Genomic DNA, 15,568 nt, shown 5'->3' with positions numbered 1-15,568 from the left:
GTTGGATATCCTGTTAGCGGTCATGAAGTCGGCCATTCATGCTTCACAGGGGATATTTATTATGACGAGCAAACTCGACATCACCGTCGCTGTCGACCTCAGTTCGGAATCTGCACTCGTGGCACCGGAGGGGCAACTCACCGTCCGCAACGCGCCCAGCCTGATCGCGGTTGCCCGCAGGGCGGGCTCCGTTGGTTATGGACTGGACATAGTGGTGGATCTGCGGAAGCTCACCGCTGCCGATCCCGAGGCCGTGGCGATGATCCGCGCATCAGGCTGGCAGGGCAGGCATTTGGTGGGAGCAGGAAAGTCCGGCTGGGTGCGTGCCGCATGAGGGCCCAGATGGCCCTCGGCCACGCCGCCCCCGTACAGGGCCACGCCGCCCTTTCGCATGGCCACGGCGCCGAGCTCATGTTCGATTCCTTCCGCCGCTGGCCCCTGGTGCCCTCCCCGCAGCTGGTGCGGCTCCGCTCCGCCTTGTTGCAGTGCGTGGACCTCGCCTCACCGGATAACGGAAGGGACCTCTCGGAGTCCGCCGGCAAGCTCCTTCAGCTCGTCACGGACGAGCTGGACCGCCGCACCGGCCCGTCGGCCGGGCCGGCAGTGCCGAGGGCGGGGTTCCGGCAGGCCCGGCGGCGCCCTCACGCATAAACGGTGGGAATGGCGGGGCCGCCCCGCTGGAGCCGGTTCACGACGTCGGGCAGTTCGGCCATGGTCGCGGCGTGCCGGCGGCGGCCCCGCACCACCGCCTCCGCGCCGGTCCATCCCGGCAGGAGCTCTCCTCCGCGGATGAATTGCTGCAGCAGTGGCCTGCCGCCGGGCTCGTCCGCCGGCGGGTGGCCGACCCCCAGCACCTCGTGTGTGGCAGTGCCGGAACCGTCAAGCCTGCGCACCGCATGCTTCCGGCCGCCCACGTTGATTTTGTTCTTGGAGGTCTTGGCCACCGGAACAAGCTCCCCGGCATTGTTGGCGCGGGAGACCAGTTTGTAGACCATGCCGGCCGTGGGAGCGCCGGAGCCGGTGACCAGCGCCGTGCCAATGCCGTACACGTCGGCTGGCGCAGCGCGGAGCGCCGCGACGGAGTATTCGTCCAGGTCGGAGGTCACCACGATCTTCGTGTCGGCATTGCCAAGGCTGTCCAGGAGTTCACGGACCCACTTTGCCTGCGACAGCAGGTCACCGGAATCGAGCCGGACCGCCCCCAGGCTGTGACCGGCGAGGTCGACGGCGGTACGGACAGCCGCTTCGACGTCGTACGTGTCCACCAGCAGCGTCGTACCGGGACCCAGTGAGTCGAGCTGCGCCCGGAACGCATCGCGCTCGGTGTCGTGCAGCAAGGTGAAGGAATGCGCCGCGGTGCCCACGGTCCGGAGGCCGAACCGCCGTCCCGCGGCCAGGTTCGATGTCGCCTCGAAGCCGGCAATCACGGCGGCCCGGGCCGCCGCCACGGCGGCTTCCTCCTGGGCCCGGCGTGAACCCATCTCGATGCAGGGCCGGCCGGCCGCCGCACTGACCATCCGGGAGGCCGCCGAGGCGATGGCGCTGTCATGGTTGAGGACGGACAGCACAAAGGTTTCCAGGATGCAGGCCTCCGCGAACGTGGCTTCCACGATCAGGACGGGGGAGTAGGGGAAGTAGGCCTCTCCCTCGGGGTAACCCCAGATGTCGCCGGAGAAGCGGAACTCCGAAAGCCGCGCCAGGGTCTTTGCGGTGACGACGCCCGTCCGGTCCAGGAACTCCAGTTCGGCCGGGCCGAAACGGAAAGCGGCGATGCCTTCCAGCAGCCGGCCGGTGCCGGCGACGATCCCGTACCGCCGCCCGTCGGGCAGGGCGCGGGCGAACGCTTCGAAGACGGTCCTGCGGCCGGCAGCACCGGAATGCAGGGCCGCCTGCAGCATGGTCAGTTCGTAGTGGTCGGTGTAGAACGATGTGACGGGGGAGTACCCCGCGGGCGAGGTGTCCATGATTAACCCTAGTCCTCCGCCGCCGGCGGGCGGGCTTACCGGCGCGGGCCTGCCTCTTCAGTTTGTTTCGGGTCGGGGAGTACCTTGTCCCCATGGCCAAGGAAGAAGCACGCCTCACTGTCAGCAGCCCCGGCGGCGACCGGGAGGTGCGCATTTCAAGCCCGGGCAGGGTCCTGTGGCCCCAGCTCGGGCTCACCAAGCTGGACCTCGCCCGGTACATTGTCGACGTCGGTGATGCCTTCCTGGCGGCCAACGGCGACCGTCCCGTGACGCTGCAGCGGTTCGGCGGGGACGTGGACGGGGAACAGTTCTTCTCGAAAAACCCGCCCAGGGGCGCCCCCGACTATGTGCGGTCCGTGACAGTGGTCTACCCCAGCGGGCGGTCGCACCCCCAGCTGGTCATTGACGAGATCGCCGCAGCGGTCTGGGCGGTGCAGATGAACACCGTGGTCTTCCACCCCTGGGCATCGCGGTCAGGCAACCCGGACAATCCCGACCAGCTCCGGATCGACCTCGACCCGCAGCCCGGCACGGGCTTCGAGGACGCCATCCCCGCCGCGCGGGAACTCCGCTCCGTCCTTGCGGAGGCCGGGCTGGAGGCCTTCCTCAAGACGTCCGGAAACCGGGGCCTGCATGTCTACTGCCCGATCGAACCCAGCCGGGAATTCCTCGAAGTGCGGCACGCCGTGATTGCCGCGGCCCGCGAGCTTGAGCGCCGGATGCCGGACAAGGTCACCACAGCCTGGTGGAAGGAGGAACGGGGCGAGCGGATCTTTGTCGACTTCAACCAGGCGAACCGCGACCGGACCATCGCCGGGGCCTACAGCCCGCGCGCCCTGCCCGGCGCCACAGTGTCCTGCCCGGTCCGCTGGGAGGAACTCGATCAGGTCACCCCAAAGGACTTCACCATTGTCACGGTGCCGAAGCGGCTGCAGGACACGGGAGACCCGTGGGCCGGCATGCACAAGAAGCCGGGCACCATTGATGTCCTCCTCGGATGGTGGGAGCGGGACCTCGCCGCAGGTCTGGGGGAGCTGCCCTTTCCGCCGGACTTTCCGAAAATGCCGGGCGAGCCGATGCGCGTGCAGCCCAGCCGGGCCAGGAACCAGGAGTAGTCGCAGAACCAGGAGTAGTCGCCGAGCCAGGAGTAGTCGCCGCGGCCCGCGTCAGACGCCCAGCAGCCGCTTGCCGTTGAACCAGCAGACGGCGCGCAGCCACTCGTCGTCGAGCCCGGGTTCCTTGTCCCTCAGGCGTTCCAGCGCCTCCAGTTGGTGGGCATAGGGGTACGGGATGTTGGGGAAATCGCTGCCCAGCACAATCCGCTCCGGCATGGCAGCCAGACGGGGCAGGAGCTCCGGCGGGAACGGGGCGGCCGCCTCAAAGAAGTCCGTAAAGACCATGGTGGTGTCCAGGTGGACACGGGGGAATCGGTCCGCCAGGTCCAGGAACTCGCCGTACTCGGGTGCCCCCAGATGGGCGACGACGGCGGTCAGCTGCGGGTGGCGGCGCAGCACCCCTTCAAGCTTGTCCGGGCCGGTGAAGCCCGGCCGCGGCACGGGGCCGCTGCCCACGTGCACCACCACAGGGACGCCGGCCTCGGCCAGCAGGCCCCAGACCGGGTCCAGCACCGGTTCGCGCAGATCGAATCCGCCCACCTGCGCGTGGATCTTGAACACGCGTGCGCCGCGTTCCAGCGCCGAGTGCACCTCGTCCAGGACACCCTCTTCCGGGTAGAAGGTGGCGCTGGGGACACAGTCGGGCTCGGCCGCGGCCAGGTCAAGGGCGAAGTTGGTGAGGTCGGCAGCCATGCCCGGGCGGTGGGCGTAGGTCAGTGCCGTGAAGTGCCGCAGGCCCAGCCGGCGGACCTGGGCCAGCCGGCTGGCTTCGTCGGCCCGGTACGTGATGGGCCAGGGGCGGCCGATCAGGGGCCCGGCCTCATCGAAGTGCGCCCACACCCGCTGCAGCATCCGTTCCGGGAGGAAATGCGTGTGGATGTCGATCAGGCCCGGGAGTCCCAGGTCTGCCCACCACTGCGGTACGTCGGTGTCCCGCATCATCTCCACCCGATCCCCTGTCCGTCGTCGTCCCGAAAATCCTACCTCCGCAGGGTCCGGAGGACGCCACGCACCGTATAGCCGGCGGCGCAGACCAGGGGCGTCAGGGCGGCCAGGAGCGCGATGGTGTTGGGCCGGAACACCACGTGGCCGCTGCCGCTGCGGCCGTAGACGCCGAGCGGCAGCACAAAGCCTCCACCGCCCCCGCCGGCCGCGCTCTCCGGGCCGGTGGCGGATGCGCTTCCCGCGTCAGTGTTTCCACCGCCGCCGAAGCCGAAGGTTACGAGTGCGACAGGGATTAGTTCCTCCCCGTCCACTGTGACGGCGGGGCCGTAGGCCCGGGCCACGCCGACGTTCTTGAAAGTCTCTGCGAGGGATGAAAGTGCTTCAGTCATGGCTACGACGATAAACACGCGCCAGGCGGGGACACCAGAGGCGATGGCCCCGGACCCGCCGGGCGGCAGGGCCGTCTGGCCCCTTTTTTTCGGGCCGGACACCGAAATAGGTTAGACACAGAACCGCTGGGTGGAGAGGGGCCCGATCATGACGAAAACTGCCGGTGTGGCGCCGCGGCTGGCAGAAGTGCTCGCGATTGTCCTTGGCACGGAAAGCATTCCGCTGCGGCTGAAGGCCTGGGACGGTTCCGAAGCCGGTCCTGCCGGCGCCCCGGTCATCGAGTTCCGCTCCCGGCGGGCCCTGCGCCGGATGCTGTGGTCGCCGGGCCAGCTGGGCCTGAGCCGCGCTTACGTGGCCGGTGACATTGACGCCCCGGGCGACGTCTTCGCGAGTTTCGCCGCCCTCAGCTCCGCCGGAAAGTTCGCCGAACCCGGGCCGTTCCGCCGCCCCACATTCCGCGAGGCCGCGACCATCCTCAAGAATGCCGCACTGCTGGGGGCCTTGGGCCCCAACCCTGCGCCGCCGCCCGAGGAGGCCAGGATCGTCCGTGCCGGCCGGCGCCATACGCGGCAGCGCGACGCCGCTGCGATCTCCCACCACTACGACGTCGGAAATGACTTTTATGCCCTGGTGCTGGGACCGTCCATGGTCTATTCCTGCGCCGTGTGGGAGGACGAACGGACCGGACTCGAAGCCGCCCAGGCCGCGAAAATCGACCTGGTCTGCCGGAAGCTGGGCCTGCAGCCGGGCATGAGGGTGCTGGACGTCGGATGCGGATGGGGGAGCTTCGCGCTGCATGCCGCCCAACGCTACGGAGCCGACGTCGTGGGCGTAACGCTGTCCGCCGAACAGGCAGCCATGGCGGGCAAGCGGGTGGCCGACGCCGGCCTGACGGACCGCGTGGCCATCCGCGTCCAGGACTACCGCGACGTGGACGACGGTCCGTTCGACGCGATCAGCTCCATAGGCATGTCCGAGCACGTGGGCCGCGAACAGATGCCCGCGTACGTCGCGAAGCTGCACGGACTGCTCCGGCCGGGCGGCCGCCTGCTGAACCACGCCATCTCCTGGAACGCAGGGTCCACAGCTCCGGATCCGGACTCCTTTATCCCCCGCTACGTCTTCCCGGACGGCGAGATGCTGGGTCTCGCCGAGATGGTGGGGGCGCTTGAGGCGGGCGGGCTGGAGGTGCTCGACGTCGAGGCCCTCCGCCGGCACTACGCGCTCACCCTCCGGGCCTGGGTGCAGAACCTCGAGGACCACTGGGACGACGCCGTGCAGCTCGCCGGCGCCGGGCGTGCCCGGGTCTGGCGGCTGTACATGGCGGCCAGCGCCCTGGGGTTTGAGTCCGGACTTACCGGCGTCAACCAGGTCCTGGTCCAGCGCCCCGGCGGCGCCGAGCCGCCGCTGCGCCGGAACTCCTGGGTCTGAGGCTGCGGGCGCCTCAGCCGGGGGCGTGCGCGGCGATAAAAGCGGCGGAAGGAGCCGCCAGCGATGCGCCCACTTCTTCTGCGCTGCGCTTGTTTCCCGCGACGTCGAAGGTGTGGCCGCCGCCCTCACGCCATTCGAGGCTGGCTGATGGTCCGATGCGGGCCACCACTGATTCCAGGAGCTCGGGCGTGGCAAACGGGTCGCGGGTGCCCTGCAGGAAAAGCATGGGCAGCGTGAGCCCGTAGAGGTGTTCGTCGCGCAGCTTCTCCGGCTTGCCCGGCGGATGGAGCGGGTAGCCGAGGTAGACCAGCCCGGCTGCGGGCATCCCTTCGGCGACCGCCATGGAGGCCATGCGCCCGCCGAAGGACTTGCCCGCGGCCCAGAGCGGCTCACCCGCGGACCTGGCGGCGGCTTCCGCCATCGCCGCGCGCCAGGCGGCGATGGCTGCTGGCGGCCTGTCCGGGAATTTTCGCCCGGCCTCGCGGTAGGGGAAGTTGAAGCGGAGCGTGGCGATGCCCAAGTCATTCATGGCGCGGGTGAAGCCGGCCAGGAACGGGTGCTCCATGCCGGTTCCGGCGCCGTGGGCCACCACAACGGTGGCGGCCGGCGTGCGGGGCCGGGCGTAGGCGGCGGAGACGGTGGAATCGCCGACGGCGATGGTGAGGGGCGACTCGGGGGTGGTCATAACACCATCATGACGCCTCGGGCCGCTGCAGGTGCTGCGGGAGAACAGGCCGGATCGCTAGGCTGGGGTTATGAGCAATACGGAGCTGGCCCCCCAGGAGATCGTGTGCGGCGTGGACGTCGACTGCGCCGGGGTCGAAATCCTGGCGCCGCGCGAGGTTCCCCTGGGCGGACCGCGGGCCATGGGCGTGCGGCGGACGCTGCCGCAGCGCCAGCGGAGCCTGATCGGCGCATGGTGCTTCCTGGACCATTACGGCCCGGACCGGGTGGGGGATACCGGCGGGATGCGCGTGCCGCGCCACCCGCACACCGGGCTGCAGACGGTCAGCTGGCTGTTCACCGGAGAGATCGAGCACCGCGATTCGGCAGGATTCCACGCCGCGGTGCGGCCGGGCGAAGTGAACCTGATGACCGCCGGGCGCGGCATCAGCCACTCGGAGTTTTCCATGCCCGGAACCGAGGTGCTGCACGGCGCGCAGCTGTGGGTGGCACTCCCGGACCGGGCACGGCATATGGCGCCGACTTTTGAGCATTTCCGCCCCGAACCGCTGGCCGGCCCGGGCTGGACCCTGCGGGTCTTTTTGGGTTCCCTTGCCGGGGCCAGCTCGCCGGTCACCGTCCACACGCCGCTGCTCGGTGCCGAACTGCTGTTGGATGCCGGGTCCACGCTGGACCTGGACACGGACCCGGCCTTTGAGCACGGGCTGCTGGTGGATGCCGGGACCCTCATGGTCGATGGGCGTCCGGTCGGCAAGGACCACCTTGCGTACCTGCCTGCCGGGCGCACCTCACTGGCTCTGGCGGCCGGCGACGAGCCCGTGCGGGTCCTCCTGATCGGCGGCGAACCTTTGGGCGAGCAGATCGTGATGTGGTGGAACTTCGTGGGACGCAGCCACGAAGAGATTGTTGGGTTCCGGGCCGAATGGCAGGCAGAAATCGGTGCCGGGGACGCGCCGCCGGCCGCCGGTACAGGCGCAGACAGTCCGCGGTTTGGCGTCTTTCCGCCGGGGGAACCGGCTCCGCTGCCCGCCCCCGCGCTGCCCAACGCGCGGCTCCGCCCCCGGGGCTGAGCCGGCGCGGGCATGGCGGCCGTTAGCTCAGGCAGTCCGCGCAGTACGAGTGCCCGGCTTTCTCCCGGGCAAGCTGCGAGCGATGCCGGACCAGGAAGCACGAGTAGCAGGTAAACTCGTCCTCCTTTTGCGGAATGACGGTGACCGTCAGTTCCTCGCCGGACAGGTCGGCGCCCGGAAGCTCGACGCCTTCGGAGGTGTCGGCCTCATCAAGCTCACGGATGACGCTGCGGGCGTCCGGCGCATTCGCGGAGCGGACGGCCTCCAGCGAGGCGTTGCGTGATTCCGCAACATCGGATCGGACTTCGTCGTAGTCGGTTGCCACCTGGTTGATTCTCGATTCCGTTGGTCTGGGGTTGCCGGGATTGAACGGTACAGCACCTACCCGTGAACTTGCTGGGTACGGAGGGGCGGGCTGGCACACGGCACGGATGCCGGCGAATTCTGGTGCCTGGCAGGTGTTCCAGAACCGTCGTCGGGATTTAATCTGGCGTTCACGGCCCCGGCCTAGGCTGGTCCCTTAGTCATCCTCCGCCAGAAGGGAAGCATGATGGCCGATATCGAGACAGTGCTCGGGCGGCTGACGCCGGAAGAATTTGACGGGCTGCGGGCCCTGGGCCCGTCGGGGCACCTGCCCAGGCACCTGACGGAGGCCCTGGACCGTGCGGCCGGCGGCCCGGGCGCAGGCCGCGGCTACTACGTCCCTACGGGCAGTGTCAGTGCCACCGGGGGACCGCACGTTGTGCTGCGCAGCGACGTTGCCGGCTGGCTGTTCGGTGCCGCGTCCCCGGTATCCGAGGTGCAGCGGGAGCCGTAGCGGGCGCTGCTGCCGGTCCCAGGGTTATTGGTCCTGGCCGGTGATCCGGATGGTGAGCGGATCCATCGGCTGGCCGGCGGCGTACTGGCCGTCGAAGAGCTCGGACCCTTCCGGGGAAATGACCACGCCGACGTGTTCCCACACCAGGGACCCGTTGACGGGGCGGGGCGTCGAAGGGCTGAGGAAACCGACGGCGGCGCGGTCGGGGCCGTCGCCGGTGCTGATGCTCAGCACGCCGCTACCGCTGGTGAAGGTGATCCACGGGTTCAGCAGCCGGACCAGGAGCATGCCATGGTGCCCGGCGAGCCGGACGTCCCCCCGAAAGCGGATCACACCGGTGCCGCGGCCGGCGTCGTAGTCGGACGATTCAAAGCTGAAGCTGAAACCGGAGGCTGCGGAGATGCTCGCCCCGCCCGTCGCTGAGACGGACCCGTCCGGCAGGCTCCCGATGTAGTCCAGGAAGCTGCGCTTGATGGCCCAACTCAGGCCCAGCGGGGGCAGCGGATCGGATGAAGCGGTCGCTGGCTGCACGTAGGTTCTCCTGTGACTGAAAGCAGTTCTCCCTCGAGCTTATCGGCGGATTGCCGCTCTGATGAACTGCCGCCGGTTTGTGTGACCTCCGGTTATCCATCCCGGGCCGGGGTGGGACGCAGTGACGGCCAGAATTCCGCTCGGCGAACACGCCCGGGAACGGGCCGGAACGCAGGCGGGAGTAAAAAATCATTGCCTGAAATAACATCATTTTCTGGTGGAATGACCCGGGCCGGGCGAACCCGTGGAACGGCCCATTCAAACAGCCTATTCAAACGGCCGGCCCGAACGCGGCTGCCGCGAACGCGCGGGTCCGGCCGGCCCCAGCTGCGCCGGACGGGTCACTGCCTTCGTTGCCGCAGCCGCTGCGCGCAGACCGCGCCTGATCTGCAACGATGCCGGCGGCAGCCCCCTTTTCGGGCCTGCCAGGCCCGGCTGCGCGTACTCGATGCGTCGCGACAGGACAGCGGCGCCGATACCTGCCGCCGGGCCCCGGTACTCACATTGCCAGCGGCGAATACTTGGTACCGATCCCGGGTGTACCCGAGTTTTCTCACGGTAAAAGATCGGGTAGCTCCATTGCTTGTTGCCCCCTGATCTGCGTGTCACGGTTTTCCTAGAAAGCCGGATGGAAGAGAGTCTCAGTACGTTCTTCACCTAATTCCTTCCGGCTCTCCGAAAAGGCAAAAAGGTTAAAAATGGGGAAATCGGAGACCAACGTGGACAAATTGGGTGGAATGACGCCCGGGATATCCGTTCGACTGTTCGGAACGTTCGAAGTCCGGCGCGACGGCGCAGTGCTCACGGCCGCAGACATGGGCGGGTGCAAGCCCCGGCACATCCTGGAAATTCTGTTGCTGAATCTGGGGACACCTGTTTCCAAGACCCGTCTCGTGGAGATCCTGTGGGGGCCGCAGGCCAGCGGCGGTGCCGTGGCCACCCTGGAGAGCTACGTCAGCGGCATCCGCCGGGCGATCCAGCCCGGCAACACCAAGAACGGCCCGCTTCGCACCGCGAACAGCGGCTACGTGCTGGACCCCCAGCTCGTGGAACTGGACCTCTCGGCATTCCGCCAGCGGCTCCTTGCGGCCCGGCACGCGGCCCCGGCCGAGGCCCACACCCTGTCAATGGAGGCCCTGGAGCTGGCTGCCGAGCCCCTGCTGGGATTTGAACTCGTGGCCGACTGGGCAGAAGAGGCGCGGGCCCGGCACGCTGCGGACAAAGTCGCAGCCCAGATCCTTGCGGCCGAGACAGCGGCCTTCCTCGACAAGCCCGAGCTGGCCATTTCCCTGGCGCAGACCGCAGTCCAGTCCGAGCCGCTGAACGAACGCGCCTGGACCATCCTGGTCGCAGGGTACGAGCAGGCAGGCCTCCCGGTGGAAGGGCTGGCTGCCTACGAACGCTGCCGCCGGCTCTTCGACCGCGACCTGGGCTGCACTCCCGGCCCCGCCCTGCAGGCCGCCCACCTGAGGCTGCTGCGCCAGCGTGCCGAGGGAAACACCGAACTCTCGGAAGTCCTGGCCGCCCTCCTCTACCTGGGCGAACGCCTGCACGGCCCCAAGTGCACGCAGCATGCCGAGGAATCCCGGCGGCTGCAGGAGAACGCCGGCAAGGTCCTCGACGCCTTCCTGCAGCAGGCTCTGGCTGCCGCCGTCTGACCGCAGCTCACATGGCTTTGACGACCGGCAGTTCGGCCCACTCCGTGGTGTACCGGGGGGACATCATGCCGCGTTTCATGGTCCAGTCCGGACCGTGGCGGAGCCCGGCGTGGCCCAGGCCGATTGAACCGCGGCCGTAGCGGCGGCTGATGTCCTCCAGCAGCGGGCCGATGCCGCGTTCCTCGTGCGGGTTCGCGAAGGCCGCCAGGGGTGCCTGCTGGCCGGAAGGACGCAGATCGGTCACCATGATCCCGGCCTTGGCGTACCTGACGCCGTCGTCAATCTGCGGGAGCAGGGCGTGGGCCGCCCGCGCCAGGAGGACCGGATCCGCGGTGGGCATCGGCAAGGTGACGCACACGGACGGGTGGACGCTCCCTTGTGGGTTGTAGGCGGACGTGGCGGCGAAGGCCGTCAGCACCTTGGCCTGGAGCCCGTGCTTCGCCAGCCGTGCGCTGGCCTGCTGGGCGTAGACGCTGAGGACCTGGCGGAGCGCGGTGCCGGTGGTGATCGGGGCGGCGAAGGAACGGCTGAAGATGAGCTGGTCGCGGCCAATCCGTTCTTCTTCCAGCGGGATGCACGGAGTCCCCTGGAGCTCCAGGACGGTCCGCATCAGCACCACGGAGAAGCGGTCCCGGATCCGGACGGGGTCCGCCCGCGCCAGATCCAGGACGGAGTGGATTCCCTGCCCGTTCAGCCGTTTGGTCAGCCGCGCCGCCACGCCCCACAGCTCGATCACGGACAATCCCGCCATGAGCCTCTCGCGCTGGGCGGCAGGGACAGCGTCCCAGTGGCAGACGCCGTCGAACGCCGGATTGTGCTTGGCCCACTTGTTTGCCAGCTTGGCCAGGGTCTTGGTGCCGGCGATGCCCACGCAGACGGGGACTCCGATGTTCCGGCGCACGGCGGTCTTCATGGCGATGCCCTGCCGCTGGAGTTCTTCCGGGGTGCCTTTGACGCCGAGAAACGCCTCGTCGATGCTGTACACCTCCAGCCACGCCGAGTAGCGGCCCAGGAGTTCCATCACCCGGGCGCTGATGTCCCCGTAGAGCTCGTAGTTGCTGGAACGCGCCACCAGCCCCCACTCCTTCGCCCTCGGTGCGAGCTTGAACCACGGTTCGCCGATGGGGATGCCCAGTGCCTTGGCCTCGGGGGATCGGGTGACGGCGCAGCCGTCGTTGTTGGAGAGCACCACCAGCGGGCGGCCTTCCAGGGCGGGGTCGAAGGCGCGCTCAGCGCTGGCGTAGAAACAGTTGACGTCGACGAGTGCGATGCTGCCCGGACCGGCCATGGCCCTGGACTGCGGTGCCTTAGACATGGTGCAGGCAGCGGGTCACAACGCCCCAGATGACAAGGTCCGACAAGGCCGGCACTCTGATGTCCGGATAGCGCGGGTTCTCCGCCCGCAGCACCACGCCCGTCGCCGTGAGGCTCAGCCGCTTGACGGTGAGCTCCCCGTCCAGGACCGCGACGACGACGCAGCCGTCGCGTGGCTCAAGCGCCCGGTTCACGATCAGCTCGTCGCCGTCGCTGATCCCGGCACCGTCCATGGAGTCCCCGGACACCCGCACGACGTAGGTGCTGGTGATGTCCTTGATGAGGTGCGCATTAAGGTCAATGCGGCCGTCGAAGTAGTCCTGCGCAGGGGACGGGTAGCCGGCGGCAACCGGCACCGGAGAGATCAGGACCGACAGAAGGGAAGTGCCCGCATCGATCACGCGGGGCCCAATGATTACGCCCATAACCCACCTCCACAGCACGCCCCAGCCAGACCTGTCACTCCAACAGGCCAGTCACTCCAAAGAGCCCTGTCACCCCAAACACTGATATTCGAACATATATTCGATACCTCCAGTGTAGTCCCGACCGCGGACATTGCACATGCTGATGCCTGCCGGGGGCGTTTGGGGCAGACTGGTGGCGTGAGCGGAATGCGGTGGGTGCTGCACGTGGACCTCGACCAGTTCATCGCGGCGGTCGAGGTGCTGCGGCGGCCGGAACTGGCGGGCAAGCCGGTCATTGTCGGCGGCCGGGGCGACCCCGCTGAACGCGCGGTGGTCTCCACCGCATCGTACGAGGCGAGGGCATTCGGCGTAGGTTCCGGCATGCCCCTGCGCATCGCGGCCCGGAAAGTGCCCGACGCCGTGATCCTGCCCGTCGACCAGGAGGCCTACCTGGCGGCGTCTGAAACGGTCATGGATGTCCTGCGCTCGCAGCCGGGCGCCACCGTGCAGGTGCTGGGCTGGGATGAGGCCTTCGTCGGCATTGAGGCAGAGGACCCGGAAGCCTACGCCCGGCAGGTGCAGGCCGCCGTCCTGGAGCGGACGCAGCTGCACTGCAGCGTGGGCATCGGCGATACTTTGGTCCGGGCCAAGGTGGCCACGGGTTTCGGCAAACCGGCCGGCGTCTTCCGCCTCACGGCCGCGAACTGGCTTGAGGTCATGGGCGGGCGGCCCACCAAGGAGCTGTGGGGTGTCGGACCCCGGGTATCGGGCCGGCTGGCCAAGCTCGGCATCAACAGCGTCGCCGAGCTCGCCGCGGCCGACCCCCAGCGCCTGGTTCCGGAGTTCGGCCCCAAGATGGGTCCCTGGTACGCGGAGCTGGGACGCGGGGACGGCGCCAGCGCGGTGGACGACACCCCGTGGGTTGCCCGCGGACACAGCCGCGAGACCACTTTTCAGCAGGACCTCACCGAACCCGGCCAGGTGGACGAGGCCGTGCGGGAACTGGCAGCCCGTGTCCTTGACGATGTTGTGGCCGAAGGGCGGCCCGTCATCGGGCTGACGCTGAAGGTCCGGTATGCGCCGTTCATCACCAAAACCCATGCACGGAAGATTCCCGCGACCTCCGACCGGAATGAGGTCCTCGCACGAGCCGTGGACCTCGCAGCCGGGATCGAAGCGGGCCGTCCCGTCCGGCTCCTGGGCCTGAGGGCCGAAATGGCAATGCCCGACGATGCCCGCAAGGGACACACACCGACGCGCGGAGGGTGGTGACGGCGTCACCCGCTGCCTGAGGTCACCCGGAGCGGGTGAGGCGCCGCGCCGCCTCGCGGACACAAGATGGGACTGCGGCGGTCCGTCCGACCGCCCCAATCCCAACCAGAACGGAGGCCACCAGCATGGCTGAGACAGTGGACGAACTAGGGCCGGTGGACTGGCTCGTTGTGGAGTTCCCGGGACCCAACTTCGGCAACGGCCAGATCGCCCCGTTCCTGGAGGACCTGGTCCAGCGTGACCTCATCAGGGTGCTCGACATGGTGTTCCTGCGGAAGACCGAGGACGGCACGCTTGAAACCGCGGAAATCTCCGACCTCGACGTGAGCCAACTCGGTGAAGTGCGCATGGCCGAGGCGGAACTGGCCATGGTGCTCTCGGAGCAGGACGTCCTTGACCTGGCGGAGACGATCGAGCCCGGCCACTCCGCCGCGGTGCTCGTATGGGAGAACCAGTGGGCCGCCCCGTTCGGCGCGGCAGTCCGCAAGGCCGGCGGGCAGCTCGTGGCCAGCGGCCGGATTCCGACCCAGGCCGTCCTCGCCGCATTCCAGGCGGACGCCGAAGCCCCATCGACCGAAGAATGAAGGAAGGAGCCTGACATGCCACTGGCAGCACGACGCAGGCGCAGGACCGCCGCCGCCGTCGGCGGGGCCATCGTGGTCGCCCACGGGATCAATCGCCGCGGAGACCGCCGTGAAGACCGCCGTGAAGACCGCCGTGACGACCGGAGGGATGACCGCGGTGACCGCCGCGACGACCGCCGCGATTGACCCCGTTTGACGAGCGGGCCGGCTCCCGGTTCGCACCAGGTGCGCTTGATCCTTCCCGGATCAAGCGCACCTGGTGCGTCCACGACGGTGGCCCTTAGAGGCCGCAGTGTTAGCTTGGTCACGTGCCGGGTTTTCGGGCAAAATGATCGCGCCGCGGACCCCATACTTGGAATGACCCCGGCGGATTCTTCCCACCGCCAGGCATGAGGAGGGGCCATGGAAACCTTGATGATTCTGCAGAGCGCCGTGAAGCGTACCGTCACGAACGAGTACTTTCCCGCCGCGGCCGTGCTGGCCGGCGTCGTGCTGTTCTGGGGTCTCGGGTTCTTCGGCGGGCTGTACCTCCTGAGCGACCACCAGACGCTGCTGACCACGCTCAGCTGGCTGCTCTTCGTCTACGCCGCAGCCGTGCTCACGCCCTTGGCAGGGCTTCTTGCCGTGGTGGACCTGACCCGGCGGTGGCTGCGGAACCGGGCGTCCCGCGCCGCCGAGGCAGGGACGGCGTCGGCGTAGCGGAACCGGGCAGGGCTATTCGAAGCTTGCGGGCTATTCGAAGCGCTCTGGGCTATTCGAACCGCGCGGGGTCTCCCATGCCGTGCCGGACAACCTCCGCGGTTCCGCTGGAATAGTCCACCACGGTGGTGGGCTCCGCGCCGCAGTCACCGGAGTCGATCACGGCGTCCACCACGTGCTCAAGCCGTTCCTTGATCTCCCAGCCCTGCGTCAGCGGCTCCTCCTCATCCGGCAGCAGCAGCGTGCTGGAGAGCAGCGGCTCGCCGAGTTCGGCCAGCAGGGCCTGGACCACCTTATTGTCCGGGATCCGCACGCCCACCGTTTTCTTCTTGGGGTGCAGGAGCCGCTTGGGAACCTCCCGCGTCGCCGGGAGGATAAACGTGTAGCTTCCCGGGGTCACGGCCTTGATGCTGCGGAACACGTCGTTGTCGATCTGCACGAACTGGCCCAGCTGCGCGAAGTCTTTGCAGACCAGGGTGAAGTGGTGCTTGCTGTCGAGGTGGCGGATGGCCCGGATCCGGTCCAGGGCCTCCTTGTTCCCCAGCTGCGCCCCCAGCGCGTAGCAGGAGTCGGTGGGATAGGCGATCAGCCCGCCGGAACGGAGGATTTCCACCGCCTGGCTGATGGAGCGCGGCTGGGGGTTGTCAGGGTGCACATCGAAATATCTCGCCATGGGAACGAGCTTAC

Annotated in this window: 20 protein-coding genes; 11 read left to right on the top strand and 9 right to left on the bottom strand. The window is 68.5% G+C overall.

Annotated features, from left to right (window positions below):
* The first annotated feature begins 61 nt into the window (after positions 1–61).
* Positions 62–334, top strand: coding sequence for a hypothetical protein (locus AR539_RS14525; protein WP_066438298.1), 273 nt, complete (start codon positions 62–64; stop codon positions 332–334).
* Positions 331–651 (top strand): hypothetical protein, encoded by a 321-nt coding sequence (locus AR539_RS14520; RefSeq protein WP_066438295.1) that lies wholly within the window; start codon positions 331–333, stop codon positions 649–651. Before AR539_RS14525 ends, AR539_RS14520 begins: the two co-directional genes overlap by 4 nt.
* On the opposite strand, the gene AR539_RS14515 is transcribed toward AR539_RS14520, so the two are convergent.
* Entirely contained in the window at positions 642–1,964 is a 1,323-nt protein-coding gene (locus tag AR539_RS14515; protein WP_066438292.1) for a nicotinate phosphoribosyltransferase, read from the bottom strand. The genes AR539_RS14520 and AR539_RS14515 overlap by 10 nt on opposite strands.
* Before the next feature lie 92 nt (positions 1,965–2,056).
* Here AR539_RS14515 and ligD point away from each other — a divergent pair, with 92 nt between their 5' ends.
* Positions 2,057–3,079, top strand: coding sequence for a non-homologous end-joining DNA ligase (gene ligD / locus AR539_RS14510; protein WP_066438291.1), 1,023 nt, complete (start codon positions 2,057–2,059; stop codon positions 3,077–3,079).
* Positions 3,080–3,130: 51 nt separating this feature from the next.
* Here ligD and AR539_RS14505 read toward each other — a convergent pair whose 3' ends face one another.
* Positions 3,131–4,021, bottom strand: a complete 891-nt coding sequence (locus AR539_RS14505; protein ID WP_231728663.1) for an amidohydrolase family protein — start codon at positions 4,019–4,021, stop codon at positions 3,131–3,133.
* Positions 4,022–4,059: 38 nt separating this feature from the next.
* Positions 4,060–4,413, bottom strand: coding sequence for a hypothetical protein (locus AR539_RS14500; protein ID WP_066438289.1), 354 nt, complete (start codon positions 4,411–4,413; stop codon positions 4,060–4,062).
* A gap of 148 nt (positions 4,414–4,561) precedes the next feature.
* Between AR539_RS14500 and AR539_RS14495 the strand changes: the two genes are divergently transcribed.
* A complete protein-coding gene (locus AR539_RS14495; protein WP_066438287.1) occupies positions 4,562–5,845 on the top strand; it encodes a class I SAM-dependent methyltransferase in 1,284 nt (427 codons plus the stop codon).
* Positions 5,846–5,858: 13 nt separating this feature from the next.
* Here the strand turns inward: AR539_RS14495 and AR539_RS14490 are convergent, their stop codons facing one another.
* Positions 5,859–6,530 carry an alpha/beta hydrolase family protein gene (locus tag AR539_RS14490; RefSeq protein WP_066438281.1) on the bottom strand — a complete coding sequence of 224 codons (672 nt, stop codon included), beginning with the start codon at positions 6,528–6,530 and terminating at the stop codon, positions 5,859–5,861.
* Between the two features lie 70 nt (positions 6,531–6,600).
* On the opposite strand from AR539_RS14490, the gene AR539_RS14485 reads away from it, so the two are divergent.
* Positions 6,601–7,599: a pirin family protein gene (locus tag AR539_RS14485; RefSeq protein WP_066438280.1), complete on the top strand. Its 999-nt coding sequence runs from the start codon at positions 6,601–6,603 to the stop codon at positions 7,597–7,599.
* A 22-nt stretch (positions 7,600–7,621) separates the two neighbouring features.
* On the opposite strand, the gene AR539_RS14480 is transcribed toward AR539_RS14485, so the two are convergent.
* A complete protein-coding gene (locus AR539_RS14480) occupies positions 7,622–7,924 on the bottom strand; it encodes a DUF4193 domain-containing protein (protein ID WP_066438279.1) in 303 nt (100 codons plus the stop codon).
* 222 nt (positions 7,925–8,146) lie between these two features.
* Here AR539_RS14480 and AR539_RS14475 point away from each other — a divergent pair, with 222 nt between their 5' ends.
* Entirely contained in the window at positions 8,147–8,416 is a 270-nt protein-coding gene (locus AR539_RS14475) for a hypothetical protein (protein WP_231728622.1), read from the top strand.
* 24 nt (positions 8,417–8,440) lie between these two features.
* Here the strand turns inward: AR539_RS14475 and AR539_RS14470 are convergent, their stop codons facing one another.
* Positions 8,441–8,947 (bottom strand): HtaA domain-containing protein, encoded by a 507-nt coding sequence (locus AR539_RS14470; protein ID WP_066438278.1) that lies wholly within the window; start codon positions 8,945–8,947, stop codon positions 8,441–8,443.
* A 737-nt stretch (positions 8,948–9,684) separates the two neighbouring features.
* Between AR539_RS14470 and AR539_RS14465 the strand changes: the two genes are divergently transcribed.
* Positions 9,685–10,605: an AfsR/SARP family transcriptional regulator gene (locus tag AR539_RS14465; RefSeq protein ID WP_066440016.1), complete on the top strand. Its 921-nt coding sequence runs from the start codon at positions 9,685–9,687 to the stop codon at positions 10,603–10,605.
* A gap of 7 nt (positions 10,606–10,612) precedes the next feature.
* Here AR539_RS14465 and AR539_RS14460 read toward each other — a convergent pair whose 3' ends face one another.
* Together AR539_RS14460 and AR539_RS14455 are read right to left on the bottom strand one after the other, a co-directional pair.
* On the bottom strand, positions 10,613–11,920 hold the full coding sequence (locus AR539_RS14460) for a Y-family DNA polymerase (RefSeq protein ID WP_231728621.1): 1,308 nt from the start codon (positions 11,918–11,920) through the stop codon (positions 10,613–10,615).
* Positions 11,913–12,344, bottom strand: a complete 432-nt coding sequence (locus tag AR539_RS14455) for a LexA family protein (RefSeq protein WP_066438268.1) — start codon at positions 12,342–12,344, stop codon at positions 11,913–11,915. Before AR539_RS14455 ends, AR539_RS14460 begins: the two co-directional genes overlap by 8 nt.
* 189 nt (positions 12,345–12,533) lie before the next feature.
* Here AR539_RS14455 and AR539_RS14450 point away from each other — a divergent pair, with 189 nt between their 5' ends.
* The 4 genes from AR539_RS14450 (at position 12,534) to AR539_RS14440 (ending at position 14,881) form a co-directional block, all read left to right on the top strand.
* Positions 12,534–13,598: a DNA polymerase IV gene (locus tag AR539_RS14450; protein WP_197410676.1), complete on the top strand. Its 1,065-nt coding sequence runs from the start codon at positions 12,534–12,536 to the stop codon at positions 13,596–13,598.
* A 125-nt stretch (positions 13,599–13,723) separates the two neighbouring features.
* The gene (locus AR539_RS14445) at positions 13,724–14,182 is read left to right on the top strand and encodes a DUF6325 family protein (RefSeq protein WP_066438263.1); all 459 of its coding nucleotides are present in this window, start codon (positions 13,724–13,726) and stop codon (positions 14,180–14,182) included.
* Between the two features lie 15 nt (positions 14,183–14,197).
* Positions 14,198–14,368, top strand: a complete 171-nt coding sequence (locus AR539_RS19385) for a hypothetical protein (RefSeq protein WP_157361023.1) — start codon at positions 14,198–14,200, stop codon at positions 14,366–14,368.
* Positions 14,369–14,584: 216 nt separating this feature from the next.
* Positions 14,585–14,881: a hypothetical protein gene (locus tag AR539_RS14440; RefSeq protein ID WP_066438261.1), complete on the top strand. Its 297-nt coding sequence runs from the start codon at positions 14,585–14,587 to the stop codon at positions 14,879–14,881.
* A 52-nt stretch (positions 14,882–14,933) separates the two neighbouring features.
* Here the strand turns inward: AR539_RS14440 and AR539_RS14435 are convergent, their stop codons facing one another.
* The gene (locus AR539_RS14435; RefSeq protein ID WP_066438258.1) at positions 14,934–15,554 is read right to left on the bottom strand and encodes an L-threonylcarbamoyladenylate synthase; all 621 of its coding nucleotides are present in this window, start codon (positions 15,552–15,554) and stop codon (positions 14,934–14,936) included.
* Positions 15,555–15,568: the final 14 nt, after the last annotated feature.

Source organism: Arthrobacter sp. EPSL27 (assembly GCF_001512305.1).
Classification (GTDB): domain Bacteria; phylum Actinomycetota; class Actinomycetes; order Actinomycetales; family Micrococcaceae; genus Arthrobacter.
Note: the sequence above shows the minus strand (reverse complement) of the source record. Positions and strands in the feature narration are given on the sequence as shown.

What these genes read in the sequence shown, in the direction of transcription:
- AR539_RS14435 (WP_066438258.1), bottom strand. Translation starts at nt 15,554, where the DNA reads ATGGCGAGATATTTCGATGTGCACCCTGACAACCCCCAGCCGCGCTCC.
- AR539_RS14455 (WP_066438268.1), bottom strand. Translation starts at nt 12,344, where the DNA reads ATGGGCGTAATCATTGGGCCCCGCGTGATCGATGCGGGCACTTCCCTT.
- AR539_RS14515 (WP_066438292.1), bottom strand. Translation starts at nt 1,964, where the DNA reads ATGGACACCTCGCCCGCGGGGTACTCCCCCGTCACATCGTTCTACACC.
- AR539_RS14440 (WP_066438261.1), top strand. Translation starts at nt 14,585, where the DNA reads ATGGAAACCTTGATGATTCTGCAGAGCGCCGTGAAGCGTACCGTCACG.
- AR539_RS14485 (WP_066438280.1), top strand. Translation starts at nt 6,601, where the DNA reads ATGAGCAATACGGAGCTGGCCCCCCAGGAGATCGTGTGCGGCGTGGAC.
- AR539_RS14525 (WP_066438298.1), top strand. Translation starts at nt 62, where the DNA reads ATGACGAGCAAACTCGACATCACCGTCGCTGTCGACCTCAGTTCGGAA.
- AR539_RS14520 (WP_066438295.1), top strand. Translation starts at nt 331, where the DNA reads ATGAGGGCCCAGATGGCCCTCGGCCACGCCGCCCCCGTACAGGGCCAC.
- AR539_RS14445 (WP_066438263.1), top strand. Translation starts at nt 13,724, where the DNA reads ATGGCTGAGACAGTGGACGAACTAGGGCCGGTGGACTGGCTCGTTGTG.
- ligD (WP_066438291.1), top strand. Translation starts at nt 2,057, where the DNA reads ATGGCCAAGGAAGAAGCACGCCTCACTGTCAGCAGCCCCGGCGGCGAC.
- AR539_RS14475 (WP_231728622.1), top strand. Translation starts at nt 8,147, where the DNA reads ATGATGGCCGATATCGAGACAGTGCTCGGGCGGCTGACGCCGGAAGAA.
- AR539_RS19385 (WP_157361023.1), top strand. Translation starts at nt 14,198, where the DNA reads ATGCCACTGGCAGCACGACGCAGGCGCAGGACCGCCGCCGCCGTCGGC.
- AR539_RS14460 (WP_231728621.1), bottom strand. Translation starts at nt 11,920, where the DNA reads ATGTCTAAGGCACCGCAGTCCAGGGCCATGGCCGGTCCGGGCAGCATC.
- AR539_RS14490 (WP_066438281.1), bottom strand. Translation starts at nt 6,530, where the DNA reads ATGACCACCCCCGAGTCGCCCCTCACCATCGCCGTCGGCGATTCCACC.
- AR539_RS14465 (WP_066440016.1), top strand. Translation starts at nt 9,685, where the DNA reads ATGACGCCCGGGATATCCGTTCGACTGTTCGGAACGTTCGAAGTCCGG.
- AR539_RS14505 (WP_231728663.1), bottom strand. Translation starts at nt 4,021, where the DNA reads ATGATGCGGGACACCGACGTACCGCAGTGGTGGGCAGACCTGGGACTC.
- AR539_RS14500 (WP_066438289.1), bottom strand. Translation starts at nt 4,413, where the DNA reads ATGACTGAAGCACTTTCATCCCTCGCAGAGACTTTCAAGAACGTCGGC.
- AR539_RS14495 (WP_066438287.1), top strand. Translation starts at nt 4,562, where the DNA reads ATGACGAAAACTGCCGGTGTGGCGCCGCGGCTGGCAGAAGTGCTCGCG.
- AR539_RS14450 (WP_197410676.1), top strand. Translation starts at nt 12,534, where the DNA reads ATGCGGTGGGTGCTGCACGTGGACCTCGACCAGTTCATCGCGGCGGTC.